The organism is Roseateles sp. L2-2 (genome assembly GCF_050613215.1).
Taxonomy (GTDB): Bacteria; Pseudomonadota; Gammaproteobacteria; order Burkholderiales; family Burkholderiaceae_C; genus Roseateles; species Roseateles noduli.
Genome location: NZ_CP192509.1, coordinates 2984681 through 3004695, shown reverse-complemented (window position 1 = coordinate 3004695; position 20015 = coordinate 2984681). Strand labels below are relative to the sequence as shown.

The following is a 20015-nucleotide window of genomic DNA, read 5'->3' as shown; positions in this document are numbered from 1 at the left end:
ATCGATGTTCCTGTCAAGATTGCTGTCCGCGTACATGCTGGCCTGGGTTGCTGCGACAGCGTCGACAGCGGCGACAGCGGCGCCGTCGACGGTCCCCGACCGGGCGCCGCCCGCATCCGACGGCGCGACCGCGTGGTCCTTCACCCGCGCCGACGGCACCGTCCATCAGGCGCTCCAGCGCTGGACGCGCGAGGCGGGTTGGCAACTCGTCTGGGAGGTGGAACGCGACTTCCCCATCGATGCCGAGGTCACCCTGCGCGGCACCTTCCTGGACGCGCTGAACCAGGCGATGGCCGCGCTGCGCGACACCGACTTCCCTTTGCAGGCCCGCGTCCAGGCCGACACCCGCGTGGTGCGCATCGGGCGCTACCTGCCCGACGGAGCGCGTCAGTGAGCGGCGTGTTCGTCCTGCGAGATCTTCGGCGGACGCCGCCGCGACGCCTCGCGCTCGCCGTGGCCGCGTGCGCCGCGCTCGGCGGTTGCGCCGTGCCCGCCGCGCGGCAGTCCCAGGCGGTCCAGCAGGGCCTGATCGACCGCACCGCGGCGCTGCAGTCCCGGTTGCGCACCGCCGCGCCGCCGCCGCCGCTGGTGGTGCACGACCCGGCACCGCGTTTCGCGAGCCGGTCCATCCCGCTGCACCGCGACGAACGGCTGCCCGCGCACCTGGGCGACGTCCGCCTGCACGTGCCGGGCCGGCTGCCGCTGGCCGCGGTGGCGGAACTGTTGTCGCGCACGATCGGCCTGCCGGTGATCATGACGCCGGACGCGCTGCACAGCGCCGCGGACTATGCGCCCGGTCCCGCGGCGCGCCCCGCCTTCGACGGATCGACCGCCGCGCCCGAGGAGACGACCGCGCTGCGCCGGGCCGGCCGGGCGGGAGCGCTCCGGCTCGACGTCTCCGCCGCGGAACACCAGAACACCGTGGAGCTCGATCATGCGGGCCCCTTGCGCCCGCTGCTGGACCGCATAGCGGCGCACGCCGGCCTGCAGTGGCGCCACACCGGCGGACGCATCGTGTTCTCCCGCGTGGTCACCCGCGCGATGCCGGTCAAGGCCTTGCCCGGCGGACTGGACGCGAGCGCGGCGTTCGACGTGCTCGGCGGCGCGGAAGGTGCCGGCGCGGGCGCCGCCAAGATCGACGGCAGCTCGCAGAGCGACTACTGGGCCGGACTGCCCGACGCGCTCAAGCCGATGCTCTCCCCGGTCGCGTCGCTGCAGGTGGATCCTCGCGCCGGCCTGGTCACCGTGACGGACGCGCTCGCCAACGTCGAGCGCGTGCAGGCCTACCTGGACGCCCTCAACGCCAACCTGCTGCGCCAGGTCGTGCTGGAGATCGAGGTGCTGCAGGTGAGCTTCTCCGACGAGTTCAGCAACGGCATCAACTGGGAACTCGTGCTGGGCGGGCTTGCCCCGGCCAACCGCCTGCGCGTCACCGCGCCGTCCGCGCTCGGCCCGCTGGGCGGCGGCACGTCCGCGTCGATGAGTTTCGTGCTCGGACCGTCCGCGTCGCGCGCCGCGCCCAGCAAGTGGATCGCCCAGGCGCTGCAGGAGTACGGCAGCGTGTCGACCGCCTACTCCAGCGTGGTCGCCACGACGAACCGCATGCCGGTGCCGGTCGGCGCGCTGCAGACGCGGTCCTATGTGCAGCGCTCGACGGCGCCGACGGTGAACACGACCATCGGCCTGACCTCCCCCGGCGCGCTGGAGACCGGCAAGCTCACGACCGGGCTCGGCCTGACGGTGCTGCCGGTGATCCTGGACTCCCACCTCGTGCTGCTCCAGACCGCGCTGCAGATCAGCGAACTGCGTCAGCTCCGCGTCTTCACCAGCGGCGGCGGCGCGATGGAGCAATCGGTGCAGCTGCCGGAGACGATGAGCTTCAGCACCCTGCAGCGCGTCAGCGTGCCCGCCGGCCGCACGCTGGTGCTGGCCGGCTTCGAGCGCCAGCAGACCCAGCTCGACGACGCGGACGTGGTGCGCGGCCTGCTCCCGCTGGCGCGCCGCGGTCAGCGCGCGCAACAAGGCACCGTCGTGCTGATCACGCCGCGGCTGGCGGAGCCGTGATGGGCGGCCGATCGACATCGACGGCCGGCGCCGGCGAGCCGGGGGCGTCGCCCGAGCCCCCGGTGCAGGGCGCCACGATCCACGGGGCCCGGGAGAACGGCGCGGCCCGGGTGATCGAGGTCGGCGGCGTGCGGCTCGCCTTCGGACTGGAATGGCATCCGGTGACCCGGTCCGGGGACCCGGGACCGGAGCTGCGTCAGGCGCGCGCCGCCGGTCACCGGTTCGTCGCCCGGCTGCCGGACGGCAGCCTGGTCGGCCTGGCGCGGACGATCGACGGCGGCGGTCGGCCCCTGCGTCCCGTGCATGCCGGCGTGGCACTGCTGGTGGCGCGATTCGCCGAGCGCGGCGCGGAGGCTTGCCTGATCGCCGCGACCGGTCCGGGCGATGCGCCGGCGCCGGTGGCCTTCGTCGGCCTGATGGAGCGGCGGCCGGTGCCGGGTTTCGATCGGCTCCTGCCCGACCTCGACACGGCGCTGGCCGTGCTCCAGGAGTTCCGCGAGATGCATCCGGACCAGGAGATCCGCATCGCCGGTCACCTGCCCGAGCGGGATCGGATCGGCGAGGTGCTGGCGCCGGATCTGCTGTTCGGGCAACCCGACGGCGACACGCGGTTGCGACCGCTGCTGCCCGCGCGGTGGCCGGCCGGGCTCTCCGCCGGCCTGGTCGTGCTGGGCCTGGCGGCCGGGTTCACGCTCTGGTGGCGGCACGAACGCGCGCTCGAGCGCGACATGATCGCCGCCGCGCGCCAGAGCGCCGCGGCGGCGGCGTCGCGCGCACAGGCCGGTGCCGAGCGGATGCGGCAACTGGCCGGCCGGCTCGAGCGGGCGGGGCGACCGGGTGCGACGCCGCTGGACCGTTGGCGCGCAGCCATCACCGCCTTGCCGGTGAGCCGCGGCGGATGGACGCTGCAGCAGGTCGACTGCGACCGGATGCTGGGATGCGTGGCCACCTGGGCGCGGCATCACGGCAGCCTCGAGACGCTGGACGCCTTGCCGTCCGGCGCGATCGGACCGCCGTCGATGCCGCCCGACCTGGCCGCCGACGGTGATCTCCTCGCCGCGTCCATGCGCACTGCGCTGGTGGACACGCTCGAACTGCCGCTCAGGCCCGGGGAGGCGCTCAGCGCCGCGCGGCTGCCGCCGCTGCGCCTGGCCGTCAACGTCTGGGGCAGCCACCTGCAGGACCTGGTCACCGCAGGCGGGGCGCAGGCCACGTTGCAACCCGGCGTTCCCCTGGAGGCCCCGGCTGCGGTCGGCGGTACTGCAGGCGGCACGGCAGGCGGCACGGCAGCCGCGGCGCCTGACGGCGCCGTCATCGGAACGGCGCGCGCGCCCTCTCTGGCGGACGCGGCACCCACCGGCACGAGCGCGGTTCCCCAGAGCGTCCTTCGCATGGCCTGGCGGCTGAAGGGCGGCGCCTGGTCGCTGCCGCTGGTGGAGATACCGCCGTACGTCGTCGTGGAGACCCTCACCTTGAACTTCGCCGACTCCCAGATCAGTTATGAGCTCTCCGGATCCCTCTTTGCCCACGGCGCGCATGGCACGCGCTACTGACCGTCGCCCGCCTCGACCGGCGCCGTGCCCGGCCTGGCTGGGACTGTGGCTGCTCGCCGGCCTGTCGACGGCGCATGCCGGCCATGCCGACCATGCCGAGACGCCGCCCCCCGGCAATGCCGGGCCGCAGGCGGACGGCACTGCGCCGGCAGTGACGCTGCGCGCGCTCGTGGACATCGCCCGTCGCAACAAGGCGGCGGAACTCGGCGAGGCCACGGCGCGTCTGGCGGGCACGCCGCTGCCGCCCGGTGCGTCGGCGGGCCGCCTGCCTGCACGGGACCGCAGCGCCGGCGCGCCGCCCCGACTCTGGTCGCTCACGGCGGCAGGCGGACGCTGGCGGGCCGAAGTGCTGCTCGACGGGCGTGTGCATGCGGTCGACGCCTCGTCCGGGCCGGCGGCGCGGATCGGGCCGTGGCGTGTCGTCGGACCGACGCCGGACGGACTGCACATCGAGCGGATCGCGGCGGTCGGCGTGTCGCCGCGTCGCCTCGTGCTGCCGCCGCCGGGAAGAGGCGCCTCGACGGCGAGTTATCGTTTCGGCAGGCCCGGGCCGCCATCGACCAACGCGGCCAACGCGACCGGAAGCGCCGTCGCGGCGCCGACGGACCGAGGCGAGGACATCGATGCCGGCCATGCGCGCGCCGATGACGAGGGCAGCGGCGACGGCGGCAGCGAGGGCGATGCCGACGCCGCCGTCCGGCGCGCCGCGGCCTTGCCGATGCCGGCCGTTCCGGCCCGGCCCGGCACTTCCGGCCCGTCGACGCATGCCGCCCCTTCCGTCGCTCCGTCCATCCCTTGAGCCGCCACATCGACGCCCCCGCGGGGCTGCCGCCGTTCGAGCGCGTGCTGAGCGTCCCCGCGGACGGCCGGCTCGACGCGCCCTCCGCCGACGGGCTGCCCGTCGCCCGCCACAAGCAGGACCGGCTGGCGGCCCTCGCGTTGGGCGCCAACCGCTTCCTCGTCGTGTCGGCACCGGACGAGGTGCACCGGCCCGACTGGTACCGCCTCGTCCAGGCCGGCAAGGCCAGGGGGCTGAACTACGCCGGCCACCTGACCGCCGCGCCCGAGGTGTTCACGGCGCTGCTCGCCCGCGCCGATGCGCTCCGGGCCATGGCGGAAGAGCTGTCCGAGGCGACCGCCGACGAACGCCGGGCGGCGGAGACGGCCCGCGACATCGACGCGATGGTGGCCGGCTCCTCACCGCTGGAATGGTTCCGCGCCATCGTGCAGCGCTGCCGCCTGGCCGGCGCCAGCGATCTCCACGTCGAACTGCGCGGCGCGGTGGCGGTCGCCCGCGTGCGGCTGGACGGCCGCATGCGCGAACTGGGCCGCCACCCGGCGCGCACCGCCATCGACGGACTTTCGGCCGCGTACACCATGCTGGCCGAGGAACGATCGCGCTCCGAGGTCGCCTTCAACGGCGCGGTACCGCAGGCGGCGATGATTCCGCTGGACCTGCCCGGGGCCAGGCTGACCCTGCGCTACCAGAGCCACCCCGCGGTCGGCGGCATGGACGTGGTGATCCGGCTGCTGCGCGCGTCAGGCCAGGGCGGCGACAGCAGCGGCGGGCAACGCCCGCGTCCCGCCGCCCTGGAGCCGCTGGGCTTCACGCCCTGGCAGGCCGACCGCCTGCGCGAAGCGCTGGCCTCGGCCTGGGGCGGCGTGTTCGTCGCCGGCGTGACGGGCTCGGGCAAGACCACGACCCTCAACGCGATGATGACCATGCTGGCGCGCGACGGCTCGCGCAAGCTCTTCACCATCGAGGACCCGGTCGAGTACGAGACGCCCGGCGTCAGCCACCTCTCGATCCAGCGCGGCGCGTCCGGGGGCGCCGACCCCTTCCACGGCGCGATGCTGGCCTTCCTGCGGATGGATCCCGACGTCGGCCTGTTCGGCGAGATCCGCGACGCGCTCTCCGCATCGATGGCGCAGGCCGCCATCCAGACCGGCCACAAGATCCTGTCGACGGTGCACGCGACCTCCGCGCTGGGGATCGTGGGCCGGCTCTCCTCGCGCCTGCTGGGGCTGGCCCGCGAGGACCTCTGCGATCCGGAGTTCCTCTCCGCGATGGTCTACCAGGTGTTGATGCCCATCAACTGCGAGCACTGCAAGCGTCCCGCCACCGCCGTCCTGGGTGCCGACGCGTTGCAGGTGTTCCAGGCGGGGTTCGGCCTCGATCCGGACAAGATTTGCTGCGCCAGCGCGCACGGCTGCACGCACTGCCGGCGCCCCGGGATCGACTACGGGGACAGCATGCCCGCCGACACCCTGCCCCCTTCCTTCGACGGCGTCGTCATGGGCGCTCCCCCGGGGGCCGTTCCAGACGTCGGAACCGCCCGACCGCCGCACGACACCCATGACGGCACGGCCGGCGTCAAGGTCGGCGCCGAGGTGATCGTGCCGGACCTGCGTCTGCTGGACCTGCTCCGGCAGGGTCGGGACGCCGAAGCGCGACGCCACTGGCGCCGGCGCCGCACGGCGCCGTTCACCGACCCCGACATGGACGGCAAGGACGCGTGGGGGCATGTGCTGTACGACGTCGCCCAGGGGCGCGTCGATCCCTATCACTTCGAGCGGACCTTCGGCAGCGCGGCGCTGCTGGCCCAGACGCTCGCCGACGATGACGCCTGACCCATGAGCCCGCCCCGATGACCAACCCGCTCGACTGGCTGCTGCTGCGCGCGGCGGCCCGGCGCCTGCGCCGCCGGCGCGCCGACTTCTACTACGACCTGGCGTCGGCGCTGGAAGACCGCGTCCCGCTGTACACCATCCTGCGCAAGCTCGAGGCCCGCGCCCGGCGGCGCTCGCGCGGCGACCAGCTGCTGTACCGCCAGATGCTGCGCGCGGCGATGGGCGGCTCGCTGGCGCGTGCGCTGCAGGGCGTCATGCCGCCGACCGAGCTGCTCATGATCGACGCGCTCCAGGGCGGCGGCGACGAGCGCCTGTCGCAGGGCCTGCACTTCCTGTCCGGCACCGTGGAGAAGGTCGACGGCATGTTCCGCGCGGTGCGCAAGGCGGTGGCCTACCCGCTGCTGCTGCTGGGCGCGATGACCGGGATCCTGGTGGCGTTCTCGCTGCACGCGGTGCCGGTGCTGGCCGACCTGATCGACCCCGAGCGCTGGCCGCCGCTGGGGCGCGCGCTGTACGCGGTCGCCTGGACGATCCGTCATCACGGGCTGACCCTGGGCGCCGCGGTGCTCGCCGCAGGCGGGCTGTTCGTGTGGGCGCTGCCGCGCTGGCAGGGGCGCGCGCGGCGCTGGCTGGACCGGCATCCGCCGTTCAGCCTCTACCGCGACTTCTCCGGGGCCATGCTCGTGATCTCGCTGTCGTCGCTGATGCGGGCCGGGGTATCCCTGCGCGCCTCGCTGGAACGCGCCGGCCGCTTCAGCGCCCCGTGGATGCGCTGGCACCTGCGGCAGATCCTGTCGCGGCTGTCCGGGCGCGAGTCGGCGCAGTTCGGCCGCGCCTTCGCCACCGGCGTACTCAACCCCAGCATGGAGGAACGCGTCCAGGACGCCGCCGAACGCCGCGATCCGGTCGCCGCGTTCGTGCGCATCGGCATCGGCTCGATCGACCGGCTGCAGCAGGGCATCTCCGACTCGGCGGCGCGTCTGAACGGGCTGCTGATGGTCGCCGCGGCGATGCTGCTGCTCTTCCTGCTGGGCGGTTTCCTGGCGACGGTGATGGAGGCGCAGAGCAGCCTGCAATCCGAGATGGGGGGACTGTGAAACCGGCGGCTGCGGGTTTCGCCCACGCGCTGGCGCTGGCCGCGGCCATGGTGCTGTCCGCCGTCGCTTTGCCGGCGCGTGCGCAACAGGCGACGGCAGGCGCGAAGGACGGGCCGTCACCGCGCGCCGACGCCTCGCGTTTCGACCGCTGTTTCCTGCTGGCCGGAGAGCGCTACGGCGTCTCGCCGCTGCTGCTGAAGGCCGTCGCGCGCCAGGAGTCAGGTCTGAACCCGTCGGCCTTGAACCGCAATGCCAACGGCTCGACCGACATCGGCCTGATGCAGATCAACTCCTCCTGGCTGCCGGTGCTGGCGCGACACGGCGTGCAGGAAGCCGACCTGCACGTGCCCTGCGCCAACATCCTCGTCGGCGCCTGGATCCTGGGCAGCAACTTCCGGGCGATGGGCACGACGGCCGATGCGCTGGGTGCCTACAACGCGCGCGATCCGGCGAAGCGGCTGGCCTACGCGCGCCAGGTGTTGCGCCACTACGCGGCCTTGCAGACGGCCGTCCCGCACGCCGTCCCGAACGCCGTCCTCAGTCGGCCGTCTCCGCCGCCTCCGACGCCGGCGCGTCCCCCGACGGCGGACCGCCCACCCGCGCGATCATGACCTGGTCGACGCGGTGGCTGTCGACGTCGACGACCTCGAAGCGCCAGCCGTGCCATTCCACGACGTCGGTGCGCTTGGGGATGCGGCGCAGCATCACCATCAGGAAACCGGCCAGGGTGTCGTACTGGCCGTGGTGCGGGAAGTCGTCCACGCCCAGCGCGCGCTGCACGTCGGGGATGGGGGTGATGCCGTCGGCCAGGAAGCTGCCGTCGTCGCGGCGGATGATCTGCTGCTCCTCCTCGGCGGTGGAGACCAGCGAGCCCATCACCGTGCTCATCACGTCGTTCAGCGTGATGACGCCCACGACCAGGGAGTATTCGTTGACGATCACCGCGAAGTCCTCGTGCGCATGCCGGAACTGCGTCAGCACCTCGGCCAGCGTCAGGCGGTCGGGGACGATCAGCACCTTCTTGACCAGCGCCGGCTCGGCGCGCAGCGAGATGACCTCGCCGCGCAGCACGCGCTGGAACAGGTCGGTCGCGTCGACGTAGCCGACGACCTGGTCGATCTCGCCCGCGCAGACCAGGTAGGTCGAGTGCGGCGAGTCCGCGATCCGCGTGCGGATCAGCGCCTCGTCGTCGTCGAGCGAGAAGTACACGACGCGCTCGCGCGAGGTCATCGAGGACTCGACGGTGCGGGTCTCCAGCTCGAAGACGTTCTCGATCACCTGCTGGTCCGCCGCCGAGACCACGCCGGCGCGCTGGCCGGCGGCGGCCAGGGCGAGGATGTCGTCGTGGGTGATCGTGTTGTCCGGGCTCATCGGCCGGCCGAGCAGGCGCAGCAGGCCGTCGGCGACGTGGTTCAGCGCCCAGGCGATGGGCCGCAGCACCAGGGTGAGGAAGAGCATGGGCCGGATCAGCGCCATCGCGACGCGCTCGGGCTCGTTCATCGACAAGCGCTTGGGCAGCAGGTCCGCCAGCACCACGAACAGGATGGTGACGCAGGTGAAGGACAGCGCGAACGCGGCGCGCTGCGCGGTGTCGACGTCGATCAGCGGGCGCAGCAGCGACTCGAAATGCGGCGTCAGCGCGCCCTCCCCGACCACGCCGGCCAGGATCGCCAGCGTGTTGACGCCGATCTGCACGACGGTGAAGTAGTAGCCGGGCTGCTCCTGGACCTTCAGCACCTGCGCGGCGCGGTGGTCGCCTTCGTCCGCCAGTTGCCGCAGCTTCAGCCGGCGCGACGCGGCGAGCGAGAGCTCGGCCATCGAGAAGAACGCGCTGGCGCAGATCAGCAGGAGGATGAGCAGCAGGCTGGAACTCAAGGCGGCTTTCGGAATGGGAGAGCCGCCAGTGTAGCGGGCGCCCTCTGTCCGCCCGGCCCCTCGTCCAGGCTGGAAAGGGCCGCCGCGCTGGCCCATGGAGGCCAGCGGACAGTGCCGATGCGGGTGCGCGGTTTGCTTCGCCCCTCATAGACTCCCCTTCTCCGCTCCCGACACGGGAAATTCTGCCGATGCACGTCCTGCCCGCCGGCGCCGCCGGCCTGCCCTCCGAACCGCGCGGCGACACCCCCCGCGACACGCCGCGCGACGCGACGGATCCCACGCTGCCGGCGCCGTCCGCCGCGCCGCGCCTGCGCCACTTCCTGGACGGCGGCGGCGAGGTGGGCGAGCGGCTGCGCGCGCTGGACTGGGCCGCCACCACCATGGGCCCGCCGGACGGCTGGCCGGCCTCGCTGAAGACGGTCGTCCGGATGATGCTGGACTCGCGCTACGCGATGTGGCTGGCCTGGGGGCCGGAGATGACCTTCTTCTGCAACGATGCCTACCTGCCGACGCTGGGGCTCAAGCGCGAATGGGCGCTGGGGGCGCGGTCGGAACGCGTCTGGGCCGAGGTCTGGGACGCCGCCTACAGCCGCATCCGCCATGTGCAGACGACCGGCGAGGCGACCTGGGACGAAGGACTGCTGCTGTTCCTGGAGCGCAGCGGCTTCTCCGAGGAGACCTTCCACACCTTTTCCTACAGCCCGGTCTACGACGACGCGCTGCGCGTGGACGGCATGCTGTGCGTGGTCACCGAGGTCACGGACCGCGTGATCGGCGAGCGCCGCCTGCGCGTGCTGCGCGACCTGGCGGCGCGCACCGTCGGCGCCGAGGACACGCACGACTGCGCGCGACGCGTCTGCGACGTGGTCGCCGACTGCCCGCTGGACCTGCCGTTCGCGGCGCTCTACCTCAACGACCCCGGCGGACAGGTCGCGCGACGGATCTGCTTCAGCCTGCCGGAGGCCGACACCCCCTCGCCCTTCCCCGAGCGGCTCAGCCTGGTCGATCCGGCGGGCGGCTGGCCGGTGCAGGAACTGGCCGCGGGCGGCGGCGCGCGCGACCTGCCGGACATGCCCGCCCTGGGCGTGTCGCTGACGCGGCCGCCGTGGCCGGAAACGCTCCGGCGCGCCGTCCTGCTGCCGCTGCGTGGCGCGGGCAAGGACCTCGCCGGTTTCCTGGTGCTGGGCGTCAGCCCGCGCCGCCCGCTGGACGAGGAGTACCGCGATTTCCTGAACCTCGTCGCGGGCCAGGTGTCGGCGGCGCTCGCCGACGCCACCGCCTACGAGGCCGAGCGCCGCCGCGCGGAGTCGCTCGCCGAACTGGACCGGGCGAAGACGGCGTTCTTCTCCAACATCAGCCACGAGTTCCGCACGCCGCTGACGCTGATGCTGGGCCCGCTCGAGGAACTGGTGACCGCGCCCCACCTGGACGGTCCCGCGCGGGACCGGCTGGCGCTGGTGCTGCGCAACGCGTCGCGGCTGCAGCGGCTGGTGAACACGCTGCTGGACTTCTCCCGCATCGAGGCCGGCCGCGCGCAGGCGCGCTTCGAGGCCACCGACCTCGCCGCGCTGACGCGCGACCTCGCGAGCACTTTCCGCTCCGCGATGGAGCGCGCCGGACTGGGCTTCGAGGTCGACTGCGCGCCGCTGTCCGCGCACGCCTATGTCGACCGCGAGATGTGGGAGAAGATCGTCCTGAACCTGCTGTCCAACGCCTTCAAGTTCACGATGCGGGGACAGGTGACGGTGCGGCTGCGGCAAGCCGGCCGTGACGAGCGCGGTGACGACCGCCGCGATGCCGACGCGGACACCGAGGCAGAGGCGGACCGCGATCCCGGCCAGGCGGTGCTGGAGGTCGCCGACACCGGCGCCGGCATCCCGGCGGACGAACTGCCCAAGGTCTTCGAGCGTTTCCATCGCGTCGCCGGCGCCGAGGGGCGCACGCACGAGGGCTCGGGCATCGGCCTGGCGTTGGTGCAGGAACTCGTCCGCCTTCACGGCGGCCGGATCGAGGCATCCAGCGTGCACGGCGCCGGTGCGCTCTTCCGCGTGATGATTCCACTGGGTCGGGAGCATCTGCCGCAGGATCGGATCGAGCGGGTCGAACGCGTCGCCAGTACCACCGGCGCGCGGGCCTATGTCGACGAAGCGCTGCGCTGGCTGCCGGCACAGGAAGGGCCGCGGGACACCGCGTCGCGCGAGGCGGCCACCGAACGGATCGACGGCGCCGACGCCGCCTGGCCGGCGGGGGACCAGCGGTTCGCGGCGACCTTCGGCGCGCGCGTCGTCGTCGCCGACGACAACGCGGACATGCGCGCCTACCTGCGCGACCTGCTGTCGCCGTACTACGCGGTCGAGCTCGCGGCGGACGGCCTGCAGGCGCTGGAAGCCGCGCGGCGCGAGCCCCCGGACCTGCTGCTGAGCGACGTCATGATGCCCCGGCTGGGCGGGCTGGCGCTGCTGGCGGCGATCCGCGCGGATGCGCAGCTCGGCGGCGTGCCGGTGGTGCTGCTGTCGGCGCGGGCCGGCGAGGAGGCCCGCATCGAGGGCCTGGACGCGGGCGCCGACGACTACATGATCAAGCCCTTCTCCTCGCGCGAGCTGCTCGCGCGGCTGGGTGCGCTGCTGGAGCTGCGGCGCATGCGGCAGTCCGCGGAGGCGGCGTTCCGGCTCCGCACGCGGCAGTTCGAGACCCTGCTCAACGAGGCGCCGATGGGCGTGTTCCTGGTCGAGCACGACGGCACGACGCTGCGCCTGCGCGAGGCCAATCCGACGGCCCGCGCCACCTTCGGCGATCCGCCGGACCTGCTGGGCGCGCGCTTCGACGCGCTGATCGAGCGGCAGTGGGGCCACCCCTTGTCGGACCAGATCGTCTCGCTGTTCCAGCGCACGCTGGAGACCGGCGATCCGTACCACACGCCGGAGTTCATCCAGGAACGCAACGACCTCGGCATCACCGAGGCCTACGAGTGGCAGATCAGCCGGATCCCGCTGGCGGACGGCTCGATGGGCGTGGTGTGCTACTACCGCGAGATCTCCGCCCACCTGAAGGCGCGCCGTCGGCTGGAGGCGGCCGACCGCCAGAAGGACCAGTTCCTGGCGATGCTGGCGCACGAGCTGCGCAACCCGATCGCGCCCATCCGCAGCGCGGGCGACGTGCTGTCGCGACTGGGCCTGCCCGATGAGCGTTCGAAGAAGATGGTCGACATCATCCGGCGGCAGGTGGAGACGCTGACGCGCCTGGTGGACGACCTGCTGGACGTGTCCCGGATCACCCAGGGCCGGGTGGAGCTGCAACTCGGTCCGGTGCTGCTGTCGGAGGTGATCGCGCAGGCGGTGGAGACGGCCGAACCGCTGATGCGCGAGCGTCGCCACCACTTCACGGTGACGTCCTCGACCTCGGTGGCCACCGGCGGCCCGCCGGTGCGCGTGCACGGCGATCAGGCGCGGCTGGTGCAATGCGTGGCCAACGTACTCATGAACGCGGCCAAGTACACCGATCCGGAAGGCCGCATCGAGCTGGCGATGAGCGAGGAGCCGCCGTCCCCCGGGAACGCGGGCACGGCCTTGATCCGCATCAGCGACGACGGCATCGGCGTGCCGCCCGCGCTGCAGGCGACGATGTTCGATCTGTTCGTGCAGGGCGATCGCGCGCTGGACCGCTCGCAGGGCGGGCTGGGGATCGGGCTCTCGCTGGTCAGGCAGTTGATCGGCATGCACGGCGGCAGCGTCTCGGTGCACAGCGAAGGCCCGGGACGCGGCGCGCGCTTCGAGCTGCGCCTGCCGATGCTCTCGACGACGGCCGCCTGAACACGCACCTGGGCCTGCGACGCCCCTCCCCCCGCCCGCAGCGCGGGAGGGGGAGTCATGCGGACCGAGCGCGGCTCAGACCAGCGTGACGGTCGGCTTCACGTCCAGCCGCTGCTTGAGCAACCCCACCTGCAGATAGAAGTCGGCGCTGCGCTGCTGATCCGCGAGCACCTGGTCGTCGAGCGCGATCCAGCGCGTGGCGCGGCGCTCGAACTGCAGGCGCGCGGCCTCGACGGGGATGCCGATGATGCGCGCCAAGGTCGCGGAGAACTCCGGCACGTGCTGGTAGGACCAGGCCTGCGCGCGCTTCACGCGCTGCGCGAGGTCGGCCAGCGCCTCGCGCTTGGTCGCCAGCGCCTTGTCGGTCGCCGCCAGGAAGCTCAGCCCCGACCACTGCCCTCGCCCGCTCACCAGCACGCGCGCGTGGCCCGCCGTCTCCGCCAGCGCGGTGTACGGCTCCCACGTCGCCCACGCGTCGAGCGAGCCCTGCGTCAACGCGAGCTTCGCCTCCGCCGGCGGCAGGAAACGGACCTGCGCGTCGTCAGGCTTCAAGCCCGCAGACGCGAGCGCCTTCAGCGCGATGAAATGGCCGATCGATCCGCGGTTCGTGCCGATGGACCTGCCCTTGAGGTCGGCCGCCGTCTTGAACGGCGAGTCGGGCCGCACCAGCACCGCCGTGCCGTAGGCATCGGAGCGGTTCACCGCGAAGGCCTTGATGCGCGTGCCCGCGGCGATCGCGAACAGCAGCGGCGCGTCGCCGATCGGGCCGAAGTCGACGGCCTCCGCGTTCAGCGCCTCGGCCAGCGGCGCGGCGGCGGGGAACTCGCTCCACTGGATGTCGTAGGGCAGCTGGCGCAACTCGTCCGCCGCTTCCAGCAGCGCGCGCAGGTTGCCCTTCTGGTCGCCGGCCTTCACGACGACTCGGCCCTGCGCGCGCACGGAGCGCACGTACGGGACGGCGGCGAGCGCCGCGAACGCGGCGCCGCCGGACAGCACGCGGCGGCGTGATCGGTCGTGAGCCTCGGGCCGGCTCGTGGCCTTGTCGGTGAGGTGGCGGTTGTCGAGGTCGTCGTTGGAATCCATGCTCATGCAGTCCTCGAAACGGAGAAGGTGAAGCGGAGAAGGTGGACCGGGGAGTTCAAGCGGCCCGGCGCTGCGCCAGCCGCTGCTCGACGAGCGCCCGCGTGCGCGGGATCAGCTCGCGGCCGTAGTCGATCGCGTCTTCGAGCGGATCGAAGCCGCGGATCAGGAAGGTCGTGACGCCCAGGTCGACGTAGTCGAGCAGCGCCTGCGCCACCTGCTCCGGCGTGCCGACCAGCGCGGTGCTGTTGTGGCGCGCGCCGGTCTCGCGCGCGATCTCGGTCCACAGCCGCTTGTCGACGCGGCTGCCCTTCTCCGCCGCCGCGAGCAGGCGCCGCGCGCCCTCGCTCTGCTGCGGCCCGCCGCGGCTGTAGCCCGCCGCGACGCGCAGGCGGCGCGTGTCCTCCAGGATGCGCTCGGCGCGCGCCCAGGCGGCCTCCTCGGTGTCCGCGAGGATGGGCCGGAAGGACACCGAGAACCCGATGCTGCGCCCATGCCGCGCCGCTTCCGCGCGCACGCGCCGGGTCAGGTCCGCCGTCTGTTCGAGCGACTCGCCCCACAGCGCGTAGACGTCCGCGTGCTTGCCGGCCACCGGCAGCGCCGCGTCGGACGCGCCGCCGAAGAACACCGGGATGTGCGGCTGCTGACGCGGCTTGACCTCGCTGAAGCCCTGATCGAAGCGGTAGTGCGTGCCCTCGTGATCGAAGGGATGGTCGCTGGTCCACAGACGGCGCAGCAGGCCGACGTATTCGTCGGTGCGCTCGTAGCGCCGGTCGTGGTCGAGGTAGTCGCCGTCGCGGCGCTGCTCGGCGTCCGAGCCGCCGGAGATGACATGCACCGCCAGCCGGCCGCCGGTGAACTGGTCCAGCGTCGCGAGTTCCCGCGCCGCCAGCGTCGGCGCGACGAAACCGGGCCGGTGCGCCAGCAGGAAGCCGATGCGCGAAGTGTGCGCCGCCGCATGCGCGATCGTGAGCTGCGCGCTCGGCCCGGTGGAATGGTGCGGCACCAGGATGCGGTCGAAACCGGCCTCCTCGTGCGCCCGGGCGAAGGCGCTCACGTAGTCCGGATCGACGACCGGCCCGCTGGCCGCGTGGATCTCGGACGTCTTCTGCGACTGGATCATGCCGATGAATTGGATGCTCATGGTGGTGGCTCTGGGTAGGTCGGACAGCGCCAGACCGTAGAGCTCCGCGCCGCGAGCCGCAAAGAACGAATCCGACTTTCCATGCTCGGATTGCAGGATTCACGGCCGCCAGCGCGGCGCCCACACTGCGACGCATGAGCGCCCTTCGCCAGCCCGGGTCACCGGGGCTACCGGAACTACCGGAACTACCAGAGCGTTTGCAACGATTCATCGCCTCCATCGAGGCGTTGATCGATCGAGGCCTGCGCGAGTCCGAGCTGCTGCCCGAGTTGCGCCCCTTGCTCGCTGAACTCGTCGCGCGTGACGACTGGCTGCCGTCGAGCCACGCGCAAGCGGGTGCCGATCGCTATCGGCAGTACCCGCTGCACGTCGATGCGCAGGGACGCTTCTCCGTCGTGTCCTTCGTGTGGGGACCGGGCCAGGCGACGCCCGTCCATGACCACACGGTCTGGGGCCTGATCGGGATGCTCCGCGGTGCGGAGGACTCTCAGGGCTACCGCTTCAAGGGGCCGCACGAACTCGTGCCGGACGGGCCGCCGGTGCGCTTGTCGCCGGGCCAGGTCGAGGCGGTCTCGCCGCGTCTGGGCGACATCCACCGCGTCCACAACGCGGTCGAGGGTCAGGTCTCCATCAGCATCCACGTCTACGGCGCCGACATCGGCCGCATCGAGCGATCGACCTACGACGCCGATGGCACGCCGCATCGCTTCGTGTCGGGGTACTCGGCGCCGGGCTGAGGGCGAGCAGCGTCGGCAGTCAGATCAATCGGGCCGGTCCAGCACCGCGCGGACCGCGGCGGCGAGTTCATTCAGCGTGAACGGCTTGCCCAGCAGGTCCACGCCGGGATCGAGCACGCCGTTGTGCACGACCGCGTTGCGCGAGTAGCCGGTCGTGAACAGCACGCGCAGGCCGGGCCGGCGCCGGCGCGCCTCGTCGGCGAGCTTGCGTCCGTTCATGCCGGGCATCACGACGTCGGCGAAGACCAGCGCGATCTCGGGATGCGCGTCGATCAGCTTGAGCGCCGCCTCGCCGCCGTCGGCCTCGAGCACGCGATAGCCGAGCTCCGTCAGCGCATCGACGGAGGACGCGCGCACGGCGGGCTCGTCCTCGACGACCAGCACCGTCTCCTGGCCCTGCGAGACAGACACCAGCGGCACGCGCTGCGACTCGATCTCTTCTTCCTGATCGTTGAGCAGGCGCGGCAGATAGATCTTCACCGTCGTGCCCTGACCGGGCTCGGAGTAGATCTTCACGTGCCCGCCCGACTGCTTGACGAAACCGTAGACCTGGCTGAGGCCCAGGCCCGTGCCGCGGCCGACTTCCTTGGTCGTGAAGAAGGGATCGAAGGCGCGCGCCAGCACGTCCGGCGTCATGCCGCTGCCGGTGTCGGTCACCGCGACCATCACGTACTGGCCGGGCATCACGCCCACCTGCTCGGCGACGTAGCGCTCGTCGAGGTGGGCGTTGGCGGTCTCGATGGTCAGGCGGCCGCCGTCGGGCATCGCATCGCGCGCGTTGACCGCGAGGTTGAGGATCGCGCTCTCCAGCTGGTTGGGGTCGGCGTGCGTGCGCCAGAGGCCGCCGGCCTGCACGGCTTCCAGCGCGATGGCGCCGCCGATGGAGTGGCGCAGCAGGTCCGACATGCCCGCCACCAGCCGGTTGGCGTTGAGCGCCTCGGGCCGCAGCGGCTGCTGGCGCGAGAACGCAAGCAGCCGTTGCGTCAGCTGCGCCGCGCGCTGCGTGCCGTTGCGCGCGGCGTCGACGTAGCGCATCGCGAGCGGGTCGTCCTTGAGGAACTTGCGCGCCAGCAGGTCCAGCGAGCTGACCACCACCGCCAGCATGTTGTTGAAGTCGTGCGCGATGCCGCCGGTCAACTGGCCCACGGCTTCCATCTTCTGGGACTGGCGCAGCGCCTCCTCGGTGCGCAGGCGCTGGGCGACCTCCTCCTGGACGCGGCGTTCCAGCGTCTCGTTGAGTTCGCGCAGTTCCTGGTCGGCGCGATGACGGCGCGTGACGTCCTGGAACAGCACGGCCACCTGGCGGCGCTCGACCGGCTCGATGCGGAAGGCGGAGAGCTCCAGGTAGCGGCCGGTCCGTTCGAGCTCGCGCTCGAAGCGCACCGGGATGCCGGTCACCAGGACGTTGCGGTAGATCTCGACCCAGGCGTCGGCTTCGTCCGGCACCATCTCGCGCACCTTCTGGCCGACGACGTCGGCGATGCCGGCGTTGGCGTAATAGGCCGGATTGGCGAGCACGTGCACGTAGTCGCTCAAGGGGCCGTGCGGGCCGTCGATGAACTCGATGACGCAGTAGCCCTCGTCCATGCGCTCGAACAGCGTCTGGAACTGGGCGAGGTCGTTGTCGGGAGGGCGCTGATCGTCGGTCATGGCGGGCACTGGAGCGGGGCCCTTCCGGAGCGAAGGGGACGGCGGAGTATCGCAGCCGGGTGCGACGCTTCGTCCCCGGGTCAAGCCGCATGGGGCAAGTGGCGCGCCGCCATGCGTGCGCGCAGCGCGGCGGCCTCGCGCGTCAGGTTCACGGCCTCGGCGGCCCGGATCGCCAGCAGGTAGGCGCGACGCGTCGGGCGCTCGCGCAGGTTGGCCCGCGCCAGGGACCAGGCGCGCCGCGGATCGCGGCCGGCACCGAGGTAGAACTCGGCGGCGTGATCCGCGAAAGCCTGCGGATGCCGGGCCAGCAGCGCCTCGTAGCGGCGCGCCGCGCGGGCGATCTCCTCGTGCCCCTCGGACGTCCGGCCTTGCCGCAGGTGCAGTTCGCCGAGCAGCGCCAGCGCCTCCGGTTCATCGCCTGACCGGACGACACGCGTCAACCGCGCGTGGGCCGAGGACTCGTCGCCGCGCACCAGGTCCAGCTCGGCGAGGTGGATGCCGGCCGCCGCGTAGTCGGGCAGCAGGCGCAGCGCCTCCTCGTAGAAGGCAGCGCCACGCGCCGCGTCGCCGCCCTGCTCCGCCCACATCTGCCCGCGCGCGAATGCGATGGATGCGGCGGGGAACGGCCACGTCGTGTCCAGCTTCGTCAGCGCCTGGGCGTAGTGACGGTCGGCCTCGTCGAGTCGACCCACGGCGGCTTCGGCACGAGCGAGCGCGACCAGGCTCGCGAAGTCGGGCCGGCGCGCAGCCTCGTCCGTCAGCGCGGACAAGACCTGACCCGCGCGTCCGGTGGCGACGAGCAGGGCCGCGCGCTGCAGCGGCGTGGCGCCGGCGGCGTCGAGGAGCCGCTCAGCCTCCGCGAACCGATGCAAGGTCACGAGCGCGCGCACGCGCCGCAGGCTGGCGGCGGCATCGCCGGCTGCATCGACCGTCGGGCGTTGCGCGACCTCGGCCGCACGGTCGAGCACGCGGTAGTCGGCAAGGAACTGCAGACGCATCAGCGAGTACTCCAAGGCCGCCGGATCGTCCCCGTGCTGTCGGATCAGGTGGTCGAGGTTGGCGATGGCGAGGTCGCCCTGCGTCGTGGCCGCAGACGATGTCGATGTCGATGTCGATGCAGGTGCTGATGCAGGTGCCGGTGTGGGATTCGCCGGCGCGGCGAGGAACGGAAACTCGATGGTGGAGTGCGAACGATCGTCGCGCGTGACGCCGTCGTCCGCGACATCCGGCGTGCCGCGGATCAGCAGCGAACGGAACACTGCGTTGACGTTGACCAGCGGCGTGCGGCCGCCGCAGTCGGGCGGGAGGCTCGCGCCGGCGGCGTGCCGCTCCACCGCCAGGTAGAGCTCGCAGCGCGTCTGCCGGCTATCCACCCAGAGGCGGTCATCGGCCAGCAGCTCAGCCAGACGTCGGTAGCGAGCCGGCGAGGCGTCCTTCGCCTCGGCCAGCCACTGGTTGCCGGCCACGCCGTCGAAGCCGTCGTACAGCGCGAGGTTGCGGCCGATCTCCGGGGCGAAGTCCTGCCAGTCGGCGGGCCCGGCGCGGTTGTAGGCCTCCTTGAGCGCATTCGCCGCCTCGTCCGTGCCGATCGTGGCCAGCAGCGCATTGCCGGTCAGCGCGCGGCCCATGCGGTCGATGGGCGCGCCGGGCGGCGGCGGTCCGTCGTCCGGCGCGGTCTGACGACGCTCCGTGCGCCCCCAGACCGCCAGCATCGGTCCGCCGGCGTTCACGAGGTCCAGGTCCACCGACACGACCAGCGCCGAGGTCGTCCACCCGGCGAGGAAGTTGCGCGCCGGACCGCCCTCGGTCTGGCCCCACAACGTGCCGATGCGCTGGAGCGTCTTCTCGTCGAAGCGATGGAAGCCGCTGGCGTCCTTCGTCGCCTGGCCGGCGCGGACGGCGTCGGCCGTCGCGTTGAGCGCGGCGCGCGTGCCTCGTACGTTGTTGAAGTAGGGATCGTCCCGCTGGCCGGCGAAGACGCGCAGGCGACCGTGCCGGCTGGGCAGGCCGACCGCGACGCTCGCATCGCCCTGCACGCGGTCCTCCCGGCCCGCCCAGCAGCTCACGATGCCGGCAGCATCGAACTGGCAGAGCAGCCGCGTACCGACGGTCGTCGCGCCGAAGCGCTGTCCGCTGTCGACGTGGAAGACGTACTGGACCTGATCGGAGAAGCGCTTGCCGACGATGTCCATGACGAGGTTCAGGCGTTTCCCATCGGCGGAGGTCCAGGCGTAGAGATCGCCGATGTCGGCCGCGGGATCGGCGATGACGGTCGGCGTGTCGAGGTGATCGGCGGCGCGCGCCGGCGCAACGACGAAGAACGTGGCGATGCCGAGCGCGGCGATGAAGGGCGTGATGAGGTGTTTCATGCGGGC

At 72.6% G+C, this 20015-nt stretch carries 14 protein-coding genes; 9 read left to right on the top strand and 5 right to left on the bottom strand.

The window, feature by feature from the left end; genetic code table 11:
* Window positions 1-4: 4 nt before the first annotated feature.
* From ACQZ13_RS13470 to ACQZ13_RS13440, 7 genes are read left to right on the top strand one after another with little or no spacing between them, the layout of a single operon-like run.
* Complete coding sequence (locus ACQZ13_RS13470; protein ID WP_431052669.1) at window positions 5-394, top strand: toxin co-regulated pilus biosynthesis Q family protein; 390 nt, start codon at window positions 5-7, stop codon at window positions 392-394.
* Window positions 391-2064, top strand: coding sequence for a hypothetical protein (locus tag ACQZ13_RS13465; RefSeq protein WP_431052667.1), 1674 nt, complete (start codon window positions 391-393; stop codon window positions 2062-2064). Before ACQZ13_RS13470 ends, ACQZ13_RS13465 begins: the two co-directional genes overlap by 4 nt.
* On the top strand, window positions 2064-3617 hold the full coding sequence (locus tag ACQZ13_RS13460; RefSeq protein WP_431052665.1) for a hypothetical protein: 1554 nt from the start codon (window positions 2064-2066) through the stop codon (window positions 3615-3617). The genes ACQZ13_RS13465 and ACQZ13_RS13460 overlap by 1 nt, the downstream gene beginning before the upstream one ends.
* Window positions 3601-4416, top strand: coding sequence for a hypothetical protein (locus ACQZ13_RS13455; RefSeq protein WP_431052663.1), 816 nt, complete (start codon window positions 3601-3603; stop codon window positions 4414-4416). The genes ACQZ13_RS13460 and ACQZ13_RS13455 overlap by 17 nt, the downstream gene beginning before the upstream one ends.
* Window positions 4413-6248, top strand: coding sequence for a GspE/PulE family protein (locus ACQZ13_RS13450; protein WP_431052661.1), 1836 nt, complete (start codon window positions 4413-4415; stop codon window positions 6246-6248). Before ACQZ13_RS13455 ends, ACQZ13_RS13450 begins: the two co-directional genes overlap by 4 nt.
* A 17-nt stretch (window positions 6249-6265) precedes the next feature.
* Window positions 6266-7345, top strand: a complete 1080-nt coding sequence (locus tag ACQZ13_RS13445) for a hypothetical protein (protein ID WP_431052659.1) — start codon at window positions 6266-6268, stop codon at window positions 7343-7345.
* Entirely contained in the window at window positions 7342-7956 is a 615-nt protein-coding gene (locus tag ACQZ13_RS13440; RefSeq protein WP_431052657.1) for a lytic transglycosylase domain-containing protein, read from the top strand. The genes ACQZ13_RS13445 and ACQZ13_RS13440 overlap by 4 nt, the downstream gene beginning before the upstream one ends.
* Here ACQZ13_RS13440 and ACQZ13_RS13435 read toward each other — a convergent pair.
* Window positions 7883-9235 (bottom strand): hemolysin family protein, encoded by a 1353-nt coding sequence (locus tag ACQZ13_RS13435; protein ID WP_431053232.1) that lies wholly within the window; start codon window positions 9233-9235, stop codon window positions 7883-7885. The two genes, ACQZ13_RS13440 and ACQZ13_RS13435, sit on opposite strands and share 74 nt — an antisense overlap.
* Before the next feature lie 173 nt (window positions 9236-9408).
* On the opposite strand from ACQZ13_RS13435, the gene ACQZ13_RS13430 reads away from it, so the two are divergent.
* On the top strand, window positions 9409-13029 hold the full coding sequence (locus tag ACQZ13_RS13430; protein ID WP_431052655.1) for an ATP-binding protein: 3621 nt from the start codon (window positions 9409-9411) through the stop codon (window positions 13027-13029).
* Window positions 13030-13104: 75 nt separating this feature from the next.
* Here the strand turns inward: ACQZ13_RS13430 and ACQZ13_RS13425 are convergent, their stop codons facing one another.
* Together ACQZ13_RS13425 and ACQZ13_RS13420 are read right to left on the bottom strand one after the other, a co-directional pair.
* Window positions 13105-14118 (bottom strand): ABC transporter substrate-binding protein, encoded by a 1014-nt coding sequence (locus tag ACQZ13_RS13425; RefSeq protein WP_431052653.1) that lies wholly within the window; start codon window positions 14116-14118, stop codon window positions 13105-13107.
* 49 nt (window positions 14119-14167) lie between these two features.
* Complete coding sequence (locus ACQZ13_RS13420) at window positions 14168-15253, bottom strand: LLM class flavin-dependent oxidoreductase (protein ID WP_431052651.1); 1086 nt, start codon at window positions 15251-15253, stop codon at window positions 14168-14170.
* Between the two features lie 197 nt (window positions 15254-15450).
* Between ACQZ13_RS13420 and ACQZ13_RS13415 the strand changes: the two genes are divergently transcribed.
* A complete protein-coding gene (locus ACQZ13_RS13415; RefSeq protein WP_431052649.1) occupies window positions 15451-15990 on the top strand; it encodes a cysteine dioxygenase in 540 nt (179 codons plus the stop codon).
* Window positions 15991-16014: 24 nt separating this feature from the next.
* On the opposite strand, the gene ACQZ13_RS13410 is transcribed toward ACQZ13_RS13415, so the two are convergent.
* Both ACQZ13_RS13410 and ACQZ13_RS13405 read right to left on the bottom strand, forming a co-directional pair.
* Window positions 16015-17640, bottom strand: a complete 1626-nt coding sequence (locus ACQZ13_RS13410; RefSeq protein ID WP_431052647.1) for an ATP-binding protein — start codon at window positions 17638-17640, stop codon at window positions 16015-16017.
* An 80-nt stretch (window positions 17641-17720) separates the two neighbouring features.
* The gene (locus tag ACQZ13_RS13405; protein ID WP_431052645.1) at window positions 17721-20009 is read right to left on the bottom strand and encodes a hypothetical protein; all 2289 of its coding nucleotides are present in this window, start codon (window positions 20007-20009) and stop codon (window positions 17721-17723) included.
* Window positions 20010-20015: the final 6 nt, after the last annotated feature.

Bases quoted from the DNA above. Each gene is read 5' to 3' on its own strand.
- ACQZ13_RS13470 (WP_431052669.1), top strand. From the start codon at position 5: ATGTTCCTGTCAAGATTGCTGTCCGCGTACATGCTGGCCTGGGTTGCT.
- ACQZ13_RS13460 (WP_431052665.1), top strand. From the start codon at position 2,064: ATGGGCGGCCGATCGACATCGACGGCCGGCGCCGGCGAGCCGGGGGCG.
- ACQZ13_RS13455 (WP_431052663.1), top strand. From the start codon at position 3,601: ATGGCACGCGCTACTGACCGTCGCCCGCCTCGACCGGCGCCGTGCCCG.
- ACQZ13_RS13445 (WP_431052659.1), top strand. From the start codon at position 6,266: ATGACCAACCCGCTCGACTGGCTGCTGCTGCGCGCGGCGGCCCGGCGC.
- ACQZ13_RS13430 (WP_431052655.1), top strand. From the start codon at position 9,409: ATGCACGTCCTGCCCGCCGGCGCCGCCGGCCTGCCCTCCGAACCGCGC.
- ACQZ13_RS13425 (WP_431052653.1), bottom strand. From the start codon at position 14,118: ATGAGCATGGATTCCAACGACGACCTCGACAACCGCCACCTCACCGAC.
- ACQZ13_RS13420 (WP_431052651.1), bottom strand. From the start codon at position 15,253: ATGAGCATCCAATTCATCGGCATGATCCAGTCGCAGAAGACGTCCGAG.
- ACQZ13_RS13410 (WP_431052647.1), bottom strand. From the start codon at position 17,640: ATGACCGACGATCAGCGCCCTCCCGACAACGACCTCGCCCAGTTCCAG.
- ACQZ13_RS13405 (WP_431052645.1), bottom strand. From the start codon at position 20,009: ATGAAACACCTCATCACGCCCTTCATCGCCGCGCTCGGCATCGCCACG.